This is a genomic window from Pectobacterium artocarpous, assembly GCF_046159765.1.
GTDB lineage: Bacteria > Pseudomonadota > Gammaproteobacteria > Enterobacterales > Enterobacteriaceae > Pectobacterium.
Window position 1 is genome coordinate 48,358 of record NZ_JBJXVK010000020.1, and the last position, 17,984, is coordinate 66,341.

At 49.2% G+C, this 17,984-nt stretch carries 14 protein-coding genes, 1 pseudogene and 1 other annotated feature (1 of these 16 running past the window's edge); of the genes and pseudogenes, 4 read left to right on the forward strand and 11 right to left on the reverse strand.

Annotated features, from left to right (window positions below; translation table 11 throughout):
- Nucleotides 1-36: a sequence feature (Phe leader region), on the forward strand; it begins 89 nt to the left of the window's first position.
- 107 nt (nt 37-143) lie between these two features.
- From pheS to ihfA, 3 genes are read left to right on the forward strand one after another with little or no spacing between them, the layout of a single operon-like run.
- The gene (gene pheS / locus ACKQAD_RS13880) at nt 144-1,127 is read left to right on the forward strand and encodes a phenylalanine--tRNA ligase subunit alpha (protein ID WP_409160700.1); all 984 of its coding nucleotides are present in this window, start codon (nt 144-146) and stop codon (nt 1,125-1,127) included.
- Nucleotides 1,128-1,141: 14 nt separating this feature from the next.
- Entirely contained in the window at nt 1,142-3,529 is a 2,388-nt protein-coding gene (gene pheT, locus ACKQAD_RS13885; RefSeq protein WP_409160701.1) for a phenylalanine--tRNA ligase subunit beta, read from the forward strand.
- Nucleotides 3,530-3,533: 4 nt separating this feature from the next.
- On the forward strand, nt 3,534-3,830 hold the full coding sequence (gene ihfA / locus ACKQAD_RS13890) for an integration host factor subunit alpha (protein WP_009112984.1): 297 nt from the start codon (nt 3,534-3,536) through the stop codon (nt 3,828-3,830).
- Between the two features lie 81 nt (nt 3,831-3,911).
- Here ihfA and ACKQAD_RS13895 read toward each other — a convergent pair whose 3' ends face one another.
- The gene (locus tag ACKQAD_RS13895; protein WP_409160702.1) at nt 3,912-5,630 is read right to left on the reverse strand and encodes an ABC transporter ATP-binding protein; all 1,719 of its coding nucleotides are present in this window, start codon (nt 5,628-5,630) and stop codon (nt 3,912-3,914) included.
- Nucleotides 5,631-5,930: 300 nt separating this feature from the next.
- A complete protein-coding gene (gene nadE / locus ACKQAD_RS13900) occupies nt 5,931-6,755 on the reverse strand; it encodes an NAD(+) synthase (protein ID WP_409160703.1) in 825 nt (274 codons plus the stop codon).
- Nucleotides 6,756-6,979: 224 nt separating this feature from the next.
- Here nadE and osmE point away from each other — a divergent pair, with 224 nt between their 5' ends.
- Entirely contained in the window at nt 6,980-7,312 is a 333-nt protein-coding gene (gene osmE, locus ACKQAD_RS13905; RefSeq protein WP_409160704.1) for an osmotically-inducible lipoprotein OsmE, read from the forward strand.
- A gap of 145 nt (nt 7,313-7,457) precedes the next feature.
- Here the strand turns inward: osmE and ACKQAD_RS13910 are convergent, their stop codons facing one another.
- From ACKQAD_RS13910 to pelW, 9 genes and pseudogenes are all read right to left on the reverse strand, one after another.
- A complete protein-coding gene (locus ACKQAD_RS13910) occupies nt 7,458-8,852 on the reverse strand; it encodes an L-cystine transporter (RefSeq protein ID WP_409160705.1) in 1,395 nt (464 codons plus the stop codon).
- 240 nt (nt 8,853-9,092) lie between these two features.
- Nucleotides 9,093-9,599, reverse strand: a pseudogene (locus tag ACKQAD_RS13915) (metal-dependent hydrolase); the annotation flags it as partial.
- 80 nt (nt 9,600-9,679) lie between these two features.
- Nucleotides 9,680-10,675 carry a pectin acetylesterase PaeX gene (paeX, locus tag ACKQAD_RS13920; RefSeq protein WP_409160706.1) on the reverse strand — a complete coding sequence of 332 codons (996 nt, stop codon included), beginning with the start codon at nt 10,673-10,675 and terminating at the stop codon, nt 9,680-9,682.
- Nucleotides 10,676-11,014: 339 nt separating this feature from the next.
- Nucleotides 11,015-11,737 (reverse strand): oligogalacturonate-specific porin KdgM family protein, encoded by a 723-nt coding sequence (locus tag ACKQAD_RS13925; protein ID WP_409160707.1) that lies wholly within the window; start codon nt 11,735-11,737, stop codon nt 11,015-11,017.
- 247 nt (nt 11,738-11,984) lie between these two features.
- Nucleotides 11,985-13,274: an ABC transporter substrate-binding protein gene (locus tag ACKQAD_RS13930; RefSeq protein ID WP_409160708.1), complete on the reverse strand. Its 1,290-nt coding sequence runs from the start codon at nt 13,272-13,274 to the stop codon at nt 11,985-11,987.
- A gap of 15 nt (nt 13,275-13,289) precedes the next feature.
- The gene (locus ACKQAD_RS13935) at nt 13,290-14,417 is read right to left on the reverse strand and encodes an ABC transporter ATP-binding protein (RefSeq protein WP_409160709.1); all 1,128 of its coding nucleotides are present in this window, start codon (nt 14,415-14,417) and stop codon (nt 13,290-13,292) included.
- A gap of 13 nt (nt 14,418-14,430) precedes the next feature.
- Nucleotides 14,431-15,336: a carbohydrate ABC transporter permease gene (locus ACKQAD_RS13940; RefSeq protein WP_010299968.1), complete on the reverse strand. Its 906-nt coding sequence runs from the start codon at nt 15,334-15,336 to the stop codon at nt 14,431-14,433.
- Nucleotides 15,329-16,219 (reverse strand): carbohydrate ABC transporter permease, encoded by an 891-nt coding sequence (locus tag ACKQAD_RS13945; protein WP_409160710.1) that lies wholly within the window; start codon nt 16,217-16,219, stop codon nt 15,329-15,331. The genes ACKQAD_RS13940 and ACKQAD_RS13945 overlap by 8 nt, the downstream gene beginning before the upstream one ends.
- A 45-nt stretch (nt 16,220-16,264) precedes the next feature.
- Nucleotides 16,265-17,896, reverse strand: a complete 1,632-nt coding sequence (gene pelW / locus ACKQAD_RS13950; protein WP_409160711.1) for a pectate disaccharide-lyase PelW — start codon at nt 17,894-17,896, stop codon at nt 16,265-16,267.
- Between the last annotated feature and the right edge of the window lie 88 nt (nt 17,897-17,984).

The following is a 17,984-nucleotide window of genomic DNA, read 5'->3' on the forward strand; positions in this document are numbered from 1 at the left end:
TAGCGCTTAAGCCTCCCTAAGGGAGGCTTTTTTGTTTACGATAATCGGCTTTTGCTATTGTTTTTAGTAATATTTATCGCTTTAGTAAAACGACATTCTTCAATCATGACCGTTGGCCACTTAGGCAGAAAAAGAGGAACACAATGCCACATCTCGCAGAACTGGTTGCTAAAGCCAGAACAGCTATAGAAGAGGCCCAGGATGTTACCGCACTGGAAAATGTGCGTGTCGAATATCTGGGTAAAAAAGGTCACTTAACCCTTCAGATGACCTCGCTGCGCGAGTTGCCGGCTGAAGAACGCCCTGCTGCGGGTGCCGTCATTAACCAGGCGAAGCAAGACGTTCAGGACGCGCTAAATGCCCGTAAGCACATGCTGGAGTCTGCTGAGTTAAATGCGCGTCTGGCGCAAGAAACCATCGATGTCTCTCTGCCGGGCCGCACGATTGAGAACGGCGGTCTGCATCCGGTGACACGTACCATCGATCGCATCGAAACCTTTTTCGGCGAGCTGGGTTTTTCAGTCGTAACCGGGCCGGAAATCGAAGACGACTATCACAACTTTGATGCGCTGAATATTCCAGGACATCACCCTGCGCGTGCTGACCACGATACATTCTGGTTTGATGCGACACGCTTGCTGCGTACGCAGACCTCTGGCGTCCAGATTCGCACGATGGAAAAACAGCAGCCGCCTATTCGCATCATTGCGCCGGGCCGTGTTTATCGTAACGATTACGATCAGACCCACACGCCAATGTTCCATCAAATGGAAGGGTTGATCGTTGATAAAGACATCAGCTTCACCAACCTGAAAGGTACGCTGCATGATTTCCTGCGTAATTTCTTTGAGGAAGATTTGCAGGTCCGCTTCCGTCCGTCTTATTTTCCGTTTACCGAGCCGTCCGCTGAAGTGGATGTAATGGGTAAAAACGGCAAATGGCTGGAAGTGCTGGGTTGCGGCATGGTGCACCCGAATGTCCTGTGTAATGTCGGTATCGATCCGGAAGTGTATTCAGGCTTCGCGTTCGGTATGGGTATGGAGCGCCTGACGATGCTGCGCTATGGCGTGACCGATCTGCGTGCATTCTTCGAAAACGATCTGCGTTTCCTCAAACAGTTTAAGTAAGGCGGGTATACATCATGAAATTCAGTGAACTCTGGTTACGCGAGTGGGTAAGCCCGGCAGTTGACAGTGAAACGCTATCCGAACAAATCACGATGGCAGGGCTGGAAGTGGATGGCGTTGAGCCGGTTGCTGGCGCGTTCCACGGTGTGGTTGTGGGTGAAGTGGTTGAATGTGGACAACACCCGAATGCAGATAAACTGCGTGTAACAAAAGTCAATGTAGGCGGCGAGTGCCTGCTGGATATCGTGTGCGGCGCGCCGAACTGCCGTCAGGGCCTGAAAGTGGCAGTGGCGACGGTGGGGGCCGTGTTACCGGGCGATTTCAAAATCAAAGCCGCCAAACTGCGCGGCGAGCCGTCTGAAGGCATGCTGTGCTCGTTCTCCGAATTGGGTATTTCCGACGATCACGATGGCATCATCGAACTGCCAGCAGACGCGCCGATTGGCACGGATATTCGTGACTACCTGAAGCTGGATGACAACGCGATTGAAATCAGCGTGACGCCAAATCGTGCAGATTGTCTCGGTATCATCGGCGTGGCGCGTGATGTCGCCGTGTTAAACCAATTGGCGTTGAATGAACCGGCTATTGAGCCTGTTGCTGCCAGCATTCAGGATACGTTCCCCATTCAGGTTGATGCAGCGCAGGCATGTCCGCGTTACTTAGGACGCGTGGTGAAAGGCATCAATGTTAAGGCGGCAACGCCGCTGTGGATGCGTGAAAAACTGCGCCGTTGTGGAATTCGTTCTATCGATTCCGTCGTGGATGTCACTAACTACGTTCTGCTGGAACTCGGACAGCCGATGCACGCATTCGATCTCGACCGCCTGAATGGCGGCATCATCGTGCGTATGGCGAAAGAGGGCGAATCGCTTACTCTGCTGGATGGCAACGAAGCGAAACTGAATACGGATACGCTGGTGATCGCTGACCAGCAAAATGCGCTGGCGATGGCCGGTATCTTTGGCGGTGAGCATTCTGGCGTCAATGAAGTTACACAAAACGTCCTACTGGAATGTGCCTATTTTAATCCGCTGTCGATTACCGGACGCGCACGTCGTCACGGTTTGCACACCGATGCTTCCCACCGCTACGAGCGTGGCGTCGATCCGGCGTTGCAGCACAAAGCCATTGAGCGAGCCACTCGCTTACTGATCGACATCTGTGGTGGTGAGGCGGGCCCGGTCGTTGATGTGACCAGCGAGGCAGATCTGCCGACGCGCGCAACGATCACACTGCGCCGTGAGAAGCTGGATCGTCTGATTGGACATGTGATTGCCGATGAGCAGGTTAGCGATATCCTACAACGTCTGGGTTGTAACGTCGTGAAGACTGACGCAGGTTGGCAGGCGACGGTACCGAGCTGGCGTTTCGACATGGAAATTGAAGAGGATCTGGTTGAAGAAGTCGCGCGTATTTACGGCTACAACAACATTCCGAATATTCCGACTCAGGCGCCGTTGGTCATGACTGCACACCGCGAAGCGTCATTGTCACTGAAGCGAGTGAAGACATTATTAGCCGATCACGGCTATCAGGAAGCAATTACTTACAGTTTTGTTGACCCGAAAATTCAGGGATTACTCCACCCTGATGAAGCGTCGTTGAGTCTGCCGAGTCCCATTTCCGCAGAAATGTCGGTGATGCGTTTGTCGCTGTGGAGTGGTTTGCTGAGTGCGGCGGTGTATAACCAAAACCGTCAGCAAAGCCGCCTACGCTTGTTTGAAAGCGGCTTGCGTTTTGTACCGGACAGCGGTGCTGACCTAGGTATTCGTCAGGATCTGATGCTGGCAGGGGTGATTACTGGCACTCGCTATGAAGAGCATTGGGATCTGGCGCGTCAGGCTGTTGACTTCTATGATTTAAAAGGCGATTTGGAAGCGGTACTGGCATTGACGGGTAAACTGTCTGAAATCGAATTCAAGGCCGAAAATAATCCGGCATTGCATCCGGGACAAAGTGCTGCTATTTATCTAGGCGACGAACGTATTGGATTTATTGGCGTTATTCATCCAGAACTGGAGCGCAAGTTGGATCTCAACGGGCGCACCGTGGTGTTCGAACTGTTGTGGGATAAGGTTGCAGACCGCGTATTGCCTGAGGCTAACGAGGTTTCCCGCTTCCCGGCGAACCGTCGTGATATTGCCGTTGTGGTCGCTGAAAATGTTCCCGCAGGAGATATTTTGGCCGAGTGTAAGAAAGTTGGCGCAAATCAGTTAGTTGGCGTAAACTTATTCGACGTGTACCGAGGGAAGGGCGTAGCGGAAGGTTATAAGAGTCTGGCTATCAGTCTGACCCTGCAAGATACCACGCGTACACTGGCAGAAGAGGAAATTGCGGCTACCGTTGCAGAATGCGTAGCAGCATTAAAACAGCGATTCCAAGCATCCTTGAGGGATTGAACCTATGGCGCTTACTAAAGCTGAAATGTCAGAATACCTGTTTGAGAAGCTCGGGCTGAGCAAACGGGATGCCAAAGAGTTAGTCGAGCTGTTTTTTGAAGAAGTTCGTCGCGCTTTGGAAAATGGCGAACAGGTCAAGTTGTCAGGTTTTGGCAATTTTGATTTGCGAGACAAGAACCAACGTCCGGGACGTAACCCAAAAACTGGCGAAGATATTCCGATTACGGCGCGCCGTGTAGTCACGTTCCGTCCGGGGCAAAAGCTAAAAAGCAGGGTAGAGAACGCCTCTCCCAAAGAGTAACAGTATCACTCAAAAAGGCCGCGTAAGCGGCCTTTTCCTATTTGTTCGAAAGTTTGTCAGCAGTTCGAGGCGAGGAGGTAATTAAGCCTGACCGAACTGTGCCTGATGTAATCTGGCATAGATGCCGCTTTGCTCCAGTAGCGCCTGATGACTGCCTTGCTCAATGATGGTGCCGTTATCCACCACCACAATGCGCCCAGCATTCTGTATGGTTGCCAACCGGTGGGCGATGACCAACGTGGTACGCCCTGCGGAAAGTTCGCTAAGCGACTGTTGTATTGCCTGCTCCGTTGCCGTATCCAGCGCGGATGTGGCTTCGTCAAGAATCAGGATCGGCGGGTTTTTCAGGAAGATGCGCGCAATAGATAAACGCTGTTTCTGCCCGCCAGACAGCTTAACGCCGCGCTCACCCACCACGGTATACAACCTGTCAGGCAGATTTTCGATCAGTTCATCTAACCTTGCACGCCGAGCGGCTTCCATGATGTCGTCATCGCTGGCATCAAGTTTACCGTAGGCGATGTTTTCCCGAATGGTACCGCCGAACAGGAATACATCCTGCTGTACGATGCCAATTTGGCTGCGCAGTGACGCCTGCGTCATCTGACGAATATCTATGCCGTCAAGGGTGATGGCTCCGCTGGTTAAATCGTAGAAGCGCGGAAGCAGAGAACAAAGCGTGGTTTTGCCCGCGCCGGATGGGCCAACAAATGCCACGGTTTCCCCTGCACGAATCGACAGATCGATATTACGGAGAATCGGGCGTTCGGCGGAATAGCCAAAACTTACTTGATTAAATCGGATATCGCCTTTCAACGGTCCGGCATCATGTGCGTCGGGAGCGTCGACAATCTCGGGAACGGTATCGATCAGTTGAGTAAAGCGTTTGAAGCCCGCAATGCCTTTGGGATAGCTTTCCAGCACCGAGGTAATTTTGGCTACCGGACGGAAGAAAACTTCAATCAGCAGCAGGAAGCCGATAAAACCACCGTAGCTGAGTTCGCCTTGAATGACATACCAGATACCTGCCAGCATGACGATAAGCTGTATCAGGCGCGTGCTGAGGTAGCTGAGCGTCATGCTGGCTGTCATGATGCGGTAAGCCTGTAATTTGGTCCGGCGGTAGTTTTCGTTATCGTCGGAGAACAGTTTCTTCTCATGCGCTTCATTAGCAAAAGCTTTAACAACGCGAATCCCCCCAACGCTCTCTTCAATGCGGGCGTTGAAGTTACCAACCTGACCAAAGAGCTGACGCCAGGTCTCCGTCATGCGGGCGCCATAGCGGCTGACAAGATACGTCATGAAAGGCACGATAATAATCGTCAACAGCGCCAGGTTCAGGTGAACTGTCGCCATCAGGATGAACGCACCGATAAACGTCATGATCGCGAGAAAAAGGTCTTCCGGGCCGTGGTGGGCGATTTCCCCGACTTCCTCCAGATCTTTGGTGACATGGGTGATGATATGCCCGGTTTTCATATTGTCGTAGTAACGGAACGGCAAATTTTGCAGGTGCTCAAAGGCCTGCCGCCGCATATCGGTTTCAATACCCACGCCCAGCGCATGCCCCCAATAGTTGACGATGGCCATCAGCGCGGTATTCAGCAGATAGACCGCCAATAGCGCCACCGACGCTAACAGGATCAGCGACCAGTCCTGAGCCGGTAACAGTTTGTCGATGAACGCTTTAATCGCCATCGGGAACCCTAATTCAAGCAGCCCAGCGATAATGGCACAGCCGAAATCGAGGACGAATAACCCTTTGTAAGGGGAATAGTAAGAGAAGAAACGTCTTAACATGTGTGACTATTTTTAGGTAACGAAATGTGAAGATGACTATAACAGGTTAGCGCGAAGAATGTGACCGCACGCAGATTAGGGTTTTATTCCTGTCATCGTTCAAATTGCCTGTGCGTTGGCCGCATTGCCCGGCCCGGGTCTTCCATGGATTTGCCCTGACGGGCTGATTTTGGCGTTGCTCAACATGCAGGCGTTCTACCTGCTACTCGAATGAGAAGGCAACCGTGAAACGGTTGCAGTAAGAAATCAGGTGCAAACCGGACGCCGTTATCCACGCCCGGTGGTGCTCATCGCGATGGGTTACCGCCAGAAGTCATCAAAAACGGTAATCGGCGGGCGGCGCTTGTGTTCGGTTTTACGATACCAGTTTTCAATAATGTCGGCGTCTTTCGCATCGACCTGTTTACCTTCCAGATAGTCGTCGATCTTTTCATAGGTGACACCCAACGCGACCTCGTCGGGGAGTGACGGACGGTCTTCTTCCAGATCGGCGGTGGGTGCTTTTGTATAAAGATGAGAAGGGCAGCCAAGCTCACGTAGCAACGCTTTTCCCTGACGCTTGTTCAGTCGGAAAATCGGGTTGATATCGGTACCGCCATCACCGTATTTGGTGAAGAAACCCGTTACCGCCTCCGCCGCATGATCGGTGCCGACGACCAGCCCGGCATTCATCCCCGCAATACTGTACTGCGCTTTCATCCGCTCCCTGGCTTTCTCGTTGCCTTTTACAAAATCGGACAACTCCACGCCAATGGCGCGCAAGGTGGCTTCACTGGCCTCGATGGCGGGCTTGATGTTGACGGTTAATACGCGGTCCGGTTGGATAAAGTCGATGGCATCCTGACAGTCGGCTTCATCTGCCTGTACGCCGTAAGGCAGTCGAACAGCGATGAACTGGTACCGAGCGTTCCCCGTCTCACTGCGTAACTCCGTGATAGCCGTCTGACACAGTTTGCCGGTCAGCGTAGAATCCTGACCGCCGCTGATGCCCAAAACTAACGACTTAACGAACGGGTGAGCATTCAGATAATTCTTTAAAAAATCAACGCTAACACGGATTTCCTGTGCTGGATCGATGCTGCTTTTTACGCCCAACGCAGTGATAATGTCGTTTTGTAATGACATGCCATCCCCCTCCTGAACTTATTGATACTGCAAAAGAATTATTACGATTGCCTGAGTGTAAAACGAATTGGCGTGAAGAAAAAGAACAAGCTGTCAGGTAATCATTTTCCCTATAGATGACCGGTTTTGACTATCGGCCAATATGTTACATAAGCGCGCTTTGATTTGAAAAAGTGGTCGCCGCCGACTAGCCTTAGAGTGAACTATAATAATGAGGTGATGATATGAAGAATAACAGATTACTGATATGTGTTGCGGCAGCAGGTGCTGTCCTGCTGGCGGGTTGTTCGGCTTATAACAAGGCAGAAAGCTATGTTAATGAGCCTGTGGTGAAAGATGTGAAAGTAGGCATGACGAAGCAGCAGGTTCACCAGATTACCGGGAGTGGTGGTACCGAGGTACGCCTGATGAATGCCAAAGGAACCTGTAGCGACTATCTGCTGAAAAATCGCGATGGCACTGCGCAAAACTATTTCGTGAGCTATAACGACACGGGCCATGTTCTCAATAAAGGCTTCCAGAGCTGTCAGGCTTACGATACTAACCCACAGCGCTAAGTAATCTGACAGCACGATATTGTCATTAGAACAGTGTCATAAAAAACGTAGGGAATGTTTTTCAACGTTGCGTAGCAACGGCCCGTCCTAAGAAAACGCCGACGGCATCAGCCGTCGGCGTTTTCTTTTGCATGGTAAATGCAGCTTAGCGGTGTGTCAGTTCAGCGTCATCCTGCGCGTTGAAAACTGTTTTATCTGTTTGCTTCATCAGTTGGCTGGTGACGGTACCGGCCGTCATCGAACCGCTGACGTTAAGGGCCGTACGGCCCATATCGATAAGCGGCTCAATGGAAATCAGCAGCGCAACGAGGGTCACCGGCAGTCCCATTGCAGGCAGGACGATTAGCGCGGCAAAGGTCGCGCCGCCTCCCACACCCGCTACGCCAGCAGAACTGATGGTGACGATACCGACCAGCGTCGCGATCCAGACGGGATCCAACGGATTAATGCCGATCGTTGGGGCGACCATCACGGCCAGCATCGCTGGATAAAGGCCTGCACAGCCGTTTTGACCAATGGTCGTACCGAAAGAGGCCGCAAAGCTGGCGATGGATTGCGGTACACCAATGCGGCGTGTTTGTGCCTCAATGCTGAGAGGGATCGTTGCTGCACTGGAACGGCTGGTAAACGCGAACGTCAGCACTGGCCAGACTTTGCGGTAAAAACGCGCCGGATTAATCCCCGTGAAAGACAGAATCAATGCATGAACGCCGAACATAATCGCGAGCCCCAGATAGGACGCGACAACGAAGCTCCCCAGCTTGAGAATGTCTTGCAGGTTAGAACTGGCGACCATCTTGGTCATTAACGCCATGACGCCGTAAGGGGTCAATGTCATCACCAGACGGACAAGTTTCATCACCCAGGATTGCAGCGTGTCAATGGCAGTTAACACACGTCCGCCTTTCACCGCGTCATCTTTCAGCAGTTGCAGAGCCGCGGCGCCAAGGAACGCCGCGAAGACGACGATGCTGATGATGGATGTCGGGTTAGCCCCAGTGAGCTCAGCAAACGGGTTTTTAGGAATGAAAGACAAGATAAGCTGAGGCACGTTAAGGTCAGCAACTTTACCGGCATAGTTGTTTTCAATCGCCGTTAATCGTGCGGTTTCCTGCGTGCCTTGCACCAGCCCGGTCGCCGTCAGGCCAAACAGGTTAGTCACAAAGACGCCTACCAGCGCAGAAATCAGCGTGGTGATCAGCAGGGTTGAAAGGGTCAATAGGCTAATTTTCCCTAATGAAGATGCATTATGCAGCTTGGCAACGGAATTCAGGATGGAGATAAAAACCAGTGGCATGACAATCATCTGCAATAGCTGCACATAGCCATTACCGACGATATTAAACCATGAGATGGATTGCTTAATAACCGGGTTGTCGCCGCCATAAATCAGGTGCAGCGCCAGGCCAAATAACACCCCGACAACCAAACCCAGCAACACTTTCTTTGCCAGACTCCAGGAGGCGTTACGGCTGGCGTAACGGAGTCCGAGTAGTAATACGACAAATAGCAGAATATTTATGAGTAGCGGAAAATTCATCCGACTTTGCTCCCTATCAGTGAATCGCGTCACATTGCCCGGAATCCTGCGCAGCAGCGCAAGTCGGTGGAGGGCATGTAATTTTTTGCGATAAAAAATAACAAACGCGCACAGGATAGCAGGTCTTTTGCCATCATGTTACAGGGATATGTTTGACGGTAGATAACGCGGCTATTTCACGTATTGAAAGAGGTACGTTTGCGCGGATTGCAAAAAACGAAATGACTGCTCGTAGGTACAGCAATTCAAATTCTTCTGCGGCTGATACAGTGAAAAAACGATACAGGCAATGCACAGGAAACGTTCCAGTTGATTACCTTTTTGGCTGTTTAAGAGCGGTAAACGGAAACGCCAGCGACAGGGCCAGAGCAGGGGAACACCAGAAGGCGTCAGCATATCAGCAAGGATGTGGCTAAGATAACCGACGATCGTGGCATGGTAAGCATCCGTCGGGATCGGCCAGTCTGGTGGCAGACGTGTCTGAATAAAGAAAATACCAGCGACGATGGCAAGGAGGCTGTGCGTAAACCCACGATGGCCAAAGAGGTGAGCAATAGGCGCGGAAAGCCACTTCAGGCGCTGCCCGAGGACGGATTTAGGGTGATCGATATCGGGCAGCAGTGCGGTAAGGAGTGCACCGGGAATAATGTGCCACCAGTCTCCAGAAGCCAGCGCTGGCGATAACTCAACTTTTTTAGCCAGAATTGCGCAGGCAACAGAAAACAGCAGGTGTCCTTCCGCAGTCATGAAATGTCTCAAATAAAACTGTTATTTTATACAGTGTAAAAGATTATTCCTGCCTGCGGAAGCGGTGACGTTGTAACGATTTATTTTGGCTGGGCTGTCGCGCCGCCTTCTATGGCGCGGTTTTCGACTGTTCGTTGCTTGCTTACCGGTAACACACGCAGCCAGTTATCCAGCAGTTGAGGCCAGGCTGCGGCAGGTAATCCTTTGGTGCCGCGTAGACCGAAACCATGTTTACCTTTCTCAAAGAGATGCATTTCGACCGGAATCTGTTTTGCTCGCAGTGCGCTAAACATCACCAGAGTGTTATCAATTGACACTGACGGATCGTCGACGGCATGCACCAAAAACGTGGGTGGTGTCTGCGCGGTAACCTGTTTCTCTGGGGAGTAACGTATCACCTGCGCTTCCGTCGGTTGCTCGCCGATTAGTTGTTTGCGCGAGCCTGCATGCGCAATATCCGCCTGCATCGAAATAACCGGGTACATCAGCACCATAAAATCAGGACGTGCGCTTACGCTATCAATGGCATCCGTCGCGGGATAAACGGACTGCGCAAATCGGGTTCCGAGACTGGCAGCAACGTGACCACCGGCGGAGAATCCCATAATACCGATGCGTTGTGGATTAATGTGCCATTTCTCAGCGTTGGCTCTCAACGTTCTGATGGCTCGCTGGGCATCGGCCAACGGGGCGTCAGCACCTTCTTTATGGCCTTCACCAGGCATACGGTAGGTCATCACGAAAAGCGTGTATCCCTGCTGATTAAAGAAAGGTGCCAGATCGCTGCCCTCCTTATCCAACACGACGCGTTGATAAGAACCGCCGGGCGTAATAAGCAATGCCATGCCATTGGGTTTCTCTGCCGGATAAACGGTAATTTCGGGGCTGCGAATACCGGTTACAGCCCGATCGGGAAGGGAAGGATCTTTACTCCGTTCGACCACTTGCGGCTGTGCTGTTGACGAAGAAGCTCCCGGCGCTTCACCGTGTGGCCAGACAGAAAAAACAGGTTGGGCGTAACTGAATTCATTTACAAACATCATCATAGCCCCGACAAACAGAGAACGAACAATCATGATAGATCACCTGACAAAGGGACAGAGGGGGAAATCGTTGGGTGGTGGTAAAAATAGGGTAGCCATCACATCGGAGAAAAAATGACCACCCTGAACCGAAAATTTTAATAAAGAAGTAACATTCATACACGAAGAGGGTAAATCAGAAACAGCAATTCCAACAGCTAAATCGCATTTAACGACACTACATGTAACAACGAAATGTAACTCACCAGCTAAGCCTACGATGGACATTATAATAAAGGGAATGTTAATGATAAAATTAAAACTGGGTGAATCAATTAACAATAACATCCCTTTTTCTAACTGATTACGCTTAGTTAAATAATAAAGTCGTTATTAGAAGCTGTATTGCACACCAACACGGAAACGAGTTTGACGATGGTCTGTTTTTCCATCTTGAGCCACGTTACCAACAGCAGTATATGGCTTCCAGTTTTTATCCCACTTATAGGAAAGTTTTACATCATGATCGAAGTTGTCATTGTCATTATCGTAAAGTGTTCTTCCTGCTTTGGTGGCTTTTTTATAATCTAACTCATAATCAACCTGGAAGTCTTTAAGGAATTTATAGCTGAATACTGTTGTTAAGTTGTAGCCTTTTTCAACAGAAGGGTCGCTGTTTGCTTTGCCAATATTAAGACCGCTGTTTCTTAAATAGTATGGACGATAGCGGAAAGAAACAGAAAGATCGTCGGTAACGGTTGCACGTCCGCGCAGATAAGGACGATAGTTGTTAGACGTAGAGCTTGAATCTAAAGAGAATCCCGGTTCAATCTGGAAAGTTTTATTAATTTTATATACATAGCTAGCAACGACTTCGGTGCCATTACTAACCGTTTCATGATAAGGTTTATTAGGCGTATTGTCGTTGCTTGCCTGACGCCATTTAGCTTCAGCTGAAATACCAAATCCATTATCAAAACGGTGAGATATTGATAAGCGATCTCGGTGATCATTATTAGGCGTATCTTTCATTTCATGTCGGTAATCAATTGTCACAGCCATTGCATTCACACAAAGTAATGACGTAACAGCCAGAGCTATTAATTTAAATTTCATTGTTATATTCCCTATTGGTTAGGATATTGCTTAATAAAAACGCATATTATGTTTTTTGGGACAAGTTCTATTCTATTTATTATAGAACTGCGTTCTGTGATCGAGATCGTCTTGGGTAACAAAAAGTAATATTGTATTTTAAATTGTGAGGAGTGTCGAGTTGGATATAGAGGTTGTTTTAATTTAAATGAAAAATCCCTGCCGTCAGTACGGCAGGGATGAATTACAGGGTAAATCGTGTACTACATTATTTCATCGCGCGTTTCAGAATACGCTCAGATTGACGCTGAAAGTATTTCGCCGCGTCTTCCACAGATTTCTGACCGTAATCGATAGACTGAATGGTATCACCAAACAGAGAGACGATTTGTGGATCGTCGAAATAAGGAGAAACGGCAACGTCATGTGGCAGAGACAGCGCCAGTTTTAACCCGGCAACCGCTGGAGCATCGTCTTTGATGACGCCATCAGCAGTCAGCTGAGTAACAGCCGCTTTACTCAACGGAACACCCCGTTCCAGGCCCAGAGCCTGAGCACCTTCTTTGCTGTTCAGCAGGAAGTTGATCAACTGAGCAGACTCTTTAGGATGCTTCGTCGATTTACCGATAGACAGCATCTGTGCAGGTTTGAAGAACAAGCCGGCATCTTTCGCATCTGGCAGCATTGGGTAGCTACCCAATTCCAGTTTCGCTGGTGGTTGCAGGTTGTCAGAGTATTTGGTAATGGTGGAGTTCCACATGTAAGTACCAGACCATTCGCCATTGATCCATGGCTTCATCTCATACATGTTGCTCTTGCCAAAAGAGGCATAGTATTTCGCATCAGGCATAACATGGCTGTCGATCAATTTCTTATACATACCAAAGAATTCAGCCCATTGCGCATCGCTGTAGGCGAATTTCTGACCTTTTACATCAATCGCTGGAATGTTGTATTTCTGAACCATATAAGAGTTCAGCAGTGCAAGAGAATCCTGGTGTTCCAACACGATAGGGTAGTATTGGTCGCCCAGCTTTTCTTTGAACACTTTACCGGCGTTCAGCAGTTCGTCCCATGTTTTAGGATATTCCAAACCGGCTTTTTTCCAGCTTTCGGTGTTGAAATAGAACACGCGAGCCGTAACGGAAATTGGAATACCATTCAGTTTGCCGTTAACTGTGGTGTTTTGCAGCTCTTTAGTTTCGAACTGGGTCAGATCCAGAGAATCTTTCACTTTATTTAGATCGTAAAAACCATCGCCGTTTTTAGAGAAAATCGGCAGCCAGTTCCAGTTGGTCTGCATCACATCTGGCTCGGTATTACCGGCGATCTGTGTTGTCAGACGAGACAGATGACCATCCCAGCCAGTGTATTCCGCTTTCACGGTGATGTTCGGGTGCTGTTTATGGAACTCTTCAATGGCCTTGAGCGTCTGTTGGTGACGGCTGTTGCCGCCCCACCAGGACATTCTCAATTCCACATTATCAGCGGCTAAAGAAGGCATTGCCACTAATGCCAGAGATGAAGCGATTAACGTGTGTAGGATCGTTTTTTTCATCGGTTACTACTCCTGTTAAAGAGAGATATTTTTTTCTGTTTTTGCATCAAAAATATGGCATTTTTCCATGTCGAAATGGAAATATATCGGACGATGCAGTCCCTTCTCGATAATCAGCCGAGCTTCGTCAGAAGGAATACGGCTGGTTAATTCAAAGCCATCAACTTTAATGTACATAAAGAATTCATGGCCCATGTTTTCTACGCGAACCAATTCACCCTGTGAATGGTTGCCTTCAAATGGCGTGTCTGACACGGAAACATATTCCGGGCGAACGCCGAAGAATACGTCTTGTCCTACATAGTTGCGGACTTTGTCTTGCTTCTCGCTGTTTAATACCAGCGCATCATTTCCCACGACAACACCAATCTGACCGTCTTTTTCGACCAGTTTGCACGGCTTGATGTTCATTTCTGGTGAACCAATGAAGCCAGCAACGAACATGTTGACGGGGAAGTGGTACAGATTGTCTGGCGTATCGACCTGCATGATGTGACCGAGTTTCATCACGCAGATACGGTCGCCCATGGTCATGGCTTCCGTCTGGTCGTGGGTAACATATACCGTCGTTGCCGCTTTACCGCTTTTCTTCAACTGTTTGTGCAGGTCGGAAATACGGATACGCATGGAAGCACGCAGTTTGGCATCAAGGTTTGACAACGGTTCGTCAAACAGGAACACATCCGGTTTTTTAACGATGGCGCGGCCTACGGCTACACGTTGTGCCTGACCACCAGACAGCTGGCGCGGCAGACGATCCATCAGTTCTTCCAGTTCCAGAATTTTGGAAGCTTCAGCTACCTGCGCTTCAATTTGCTCTTTAGGCATTTTGCTCAGCTTCAGACCAAACGCTAGGTTCTCTTTTACCGTCATATGAGGGTAGAGGGCATAGTTCTGGAACACCATCGCAATCCCACGCTCTTTTGGCGCCAGATTGTTAACCACGCGTTCACCGATGCGAACTTCACCGCCGCTGATGGTTTCCAGACCGGCCAGCATGCGCAGTGTGGTGGATTTCGCACAGCCTGACGGGCCGACGATAACCATGAACTCACCGTCTTTAATCGTCAGGTCGATGCCGTGAACGGCTTTGAAACCGTTGGTGTATACTTTTTCCAGTTTATTGAAAATAACTTCAGCCATGATAAATCCTCTATTAACCTTTAATTCCGCTGCTGGTCACGCCTTGTACGAAGTAACGCTGTGCCAGGAAGAAAACAATAATGGATGGCAGAATGGAGATGCTGGACATGGCCAGAATTTCATTCCACGGAGCGCCTTCAGTCACGTCGATAGACATTTTCAGCGCCAGCGCAATCGGATATTTATCTACGCTATACACATAAATCAGCGGACCGATGAAGTCGTTCATTGACCACATGAACTGGAACAGCGCAACAGAGATGATGGCTGGTTTCAAAATCGGAACGACCACATACCACAGAACCTGGAAGGAGTTACAGCCATCGATCTGCGCTGCTTCTTCCATATCACGTGGTACACCACGCAGGAACTGGATCAGCATGAACACAAAGAACCCTTGTGTCGCAAACGCCACCGGCAAGTACAGCGGCAGGTAGCTGTTCAGCATGCCCATTTCACGGAACATGAGGTACTGTGGAATCAACAGCACGGTGCTTGGCAACAGCATGGTGGCAATCAGCGTGGCAAACCAAAAATTCTTCCACGGAATGTCAAAGCGAGCGAAGCCATAAGCCACAATCACCGAGGAGATGACGGTCAGGACCACTTTCGGAATGACATACTGGAACGTGTTGATCATGTAGTGACCGAAATTGTATTCCGTACCAGTTTTCCAACCGTTAACGAAACCGTCCCAGGTGGCGTGAGCCGGCCACAGACCCAACGTAGTGAAAATCTCGTGGTTTGGTTTGAACGACGCCGAGAACATCCATGCCAGTGGATAAAGCATCAATAAACCGACGAACAGCAGTATCACGTAACGGATAGCGGCACTGAGTTTTTCTTTACGCAGTGTGCGGCGTACTTCTGCAGCAGCAACTTCTTGTGCTGTAGTCAGGTTTGAATGCATGTCAGCCATTTTTTCCTCCTTTATCCGCGGAGTAGAACACCCAGTATTTCGACGACTTAAAGGAAATAGACGCAAATACCGCAACAACCAGGAACAGAACCCATGCCAGTGCAGCACCGTAGCCCATATCGAAATACTTGAACGCCGTATCGTAGATGTAGAGCGAGAACAGGTAGGTGTAGTGTGTTGGACCGCCGCCAGTGATGACGTAAGGTGCCGTAAACTCCTGGAATGCCTGAGTGGTCTGCATGATAAAGTTAAAGAAAATAACCGGTGTAATCAGCGGTACCGTTACTTTCAGGAACATTTGCCATTTGGATGCACCATCGATCATTGCCGCTTCATACTGTGATTGCGGAACGTTCTGCAATGCAGCCAGGAAGATAACCATCGCGGAACCAAACTGCCATACGCGCAGCAGGGTTACCGACATCAGTGCCAGCGACGGTTCGCCCAGCCAGTTGATAGCGTCAAAGCCAAACACGCCGAGGAAGCTGTTTAACAAGCCATCAATTGCGAACAGTGCACGCCACAGAACGGCGATTGCCACGCTGCTGCCCAGAATAGAAGGCACATAGTAAGCAGTACGGAAGAAGCCGATACCACGTAATTTGAAATTAAGTACAAACGCAATTAATAGTGCGAAGATTAATTTCAATGGAATGGTCAGAAATACATAGGCAAAGGTAACGCCCATTGATTTCCAAAAAAGGTCATCCTCCATGAACATGCGGTGATAGTTTTCTAACCCCGTAAATTCAGGTGAATTTATCAAATCATACTCAGTAAAACTGAGGATAAATGACGAAACAAAGGGGAAAGCGGTAAAAACTATCAGCCCTATAATATAGGGGGAGATATAGGCTAACCCCAGCATTCTGTTTTCATTCATAATGCTTACCTATTGATTAATTGTGAACCATTAAAAAATATAAAATTAAGCTGTTAATAACTCTGGGTAAATTAATTCCACGTCATAAACAATTCTATTTTCCCCATTAACGAGAAAATCACCGTGAACATATCCACCTTGTGTCAGATACGGCGGGATATCGTTTAATTTGTTGCGACAGGCGGCAACGAAAGTCAGTAAAGCCAGCGGATAGTTATCATCCAGACGAACATAACGATGCTGTGAAGAGCGAACAAACAAACCACGGTGGAAATGTTGTTCAAACAGAACGCCAGCCAGTTGCGCGGCATAATCTGCCCAGGATTTTGATTGCTCGTGATCGGCCAGTTCGATGACGGTCAACAGTAATAGCGGGCTGGCGATGGATTGAATATCTTCTTTATTCAGTCGCGTCAGCATGGTGTTAACCAGTTCGTGCAGGTCTTCATCACCGCTCAGACGATAGGCTCGAACCAGCGGTAATAAATAATCACCTTCTAACGCAAACACTTTTAATTCCGTTCCTGCTTTGCCGTAATAACCATCGCGTTTAAAACGATAGCCTGTCATATCCTGACCGTTATTCCACATCGGGCGCAGCGTATTGCTGGTGACATCGTAGGCGTACTGGTAGTAATTTTTTAACCCTGAGATAACCCAATCCAGCATTTCGGTGTCAGGCTGTGTGCGCAGGATATCCAGCATTGCCAGAGGATTATCAATCAGCAGCGGGCGCATATCGCGGAATAGCACATTAGCTTCGCGAGCAATTTCACCGAATTCCGGGCCAAGCTGGCGTTGAGCGCGATCGCCAAACCAGGACTGCGTTTGATTATCGTCTTCTGGTACTGGCTGGCGCTGCTGTGGTGAACTGAATTGATACACCGGCATGCCCGTTTCTGGGTTGCGGGCTAAAACGTATTGACGATAGAGGTGCTTGCCCCAGGCGGCGGCATTGCTGTCGCCTGTGAACTCAGCGTATTTGAATGCGGCGTAAATCAGGTCCGTACCCGCATTAACAAATGTCAGTCCTTTTGTTAATGGCAGAACAGGCCACTGTGTCGGAACGACGATATCATGGCGTGCATGTTGGAAGACATTAGGGTCGCGTTTTTTGCTGTAATCACCATGGCGACCCAGATCCAGAGCATTCCAGTCTTCAACGTGTGCATTCCAGAAACCCTGAAAGAAGTTCAGTGTTTTTTCCGCATTAACACGGTGCAATAGCGCGTAATAGGGCAGGTGGTGCTTTAATTCATGCACCAGAGCTTTGGATTCTGGCCCTTCGCCTTCCAGCGTATCCAGATTAATAAAACGGTGACCGCCCCAGTAAAACAGGCCGCTGTTATCATCAACGAAGTGATCCAGGAAATATTCGCTTTGTGCGATAGCGTGCTGCTGATAACTATCATTACCGGTAACCACACTCATAGCGCACAGCGTTCTTAACCAATTTTGCTGGCTGGCAAAATTAGAAATAGGGGCGCTATGTCCATCCGGAAATTGCCACGTCACAGGCGCATAATTTTCTACATCAAAACCGTCAGCCAATAATAACGTCGGCTTGGTTTGGCTGCGGCCTTTATCCTGAACGCAGGCAATATGGTTATCAAGTGCAGCAACCCATTCGTCGAGCTGCGATTTCCTGCTGGTGTATAAGTTTTCAAAAATACTCATGGAGTACCTTCTTATGGAACCGTGGAACAGTTCCTTATAAATAGAAACACTGTTTTGATTGATTATATTGCGCTATTAACCTTGCCGT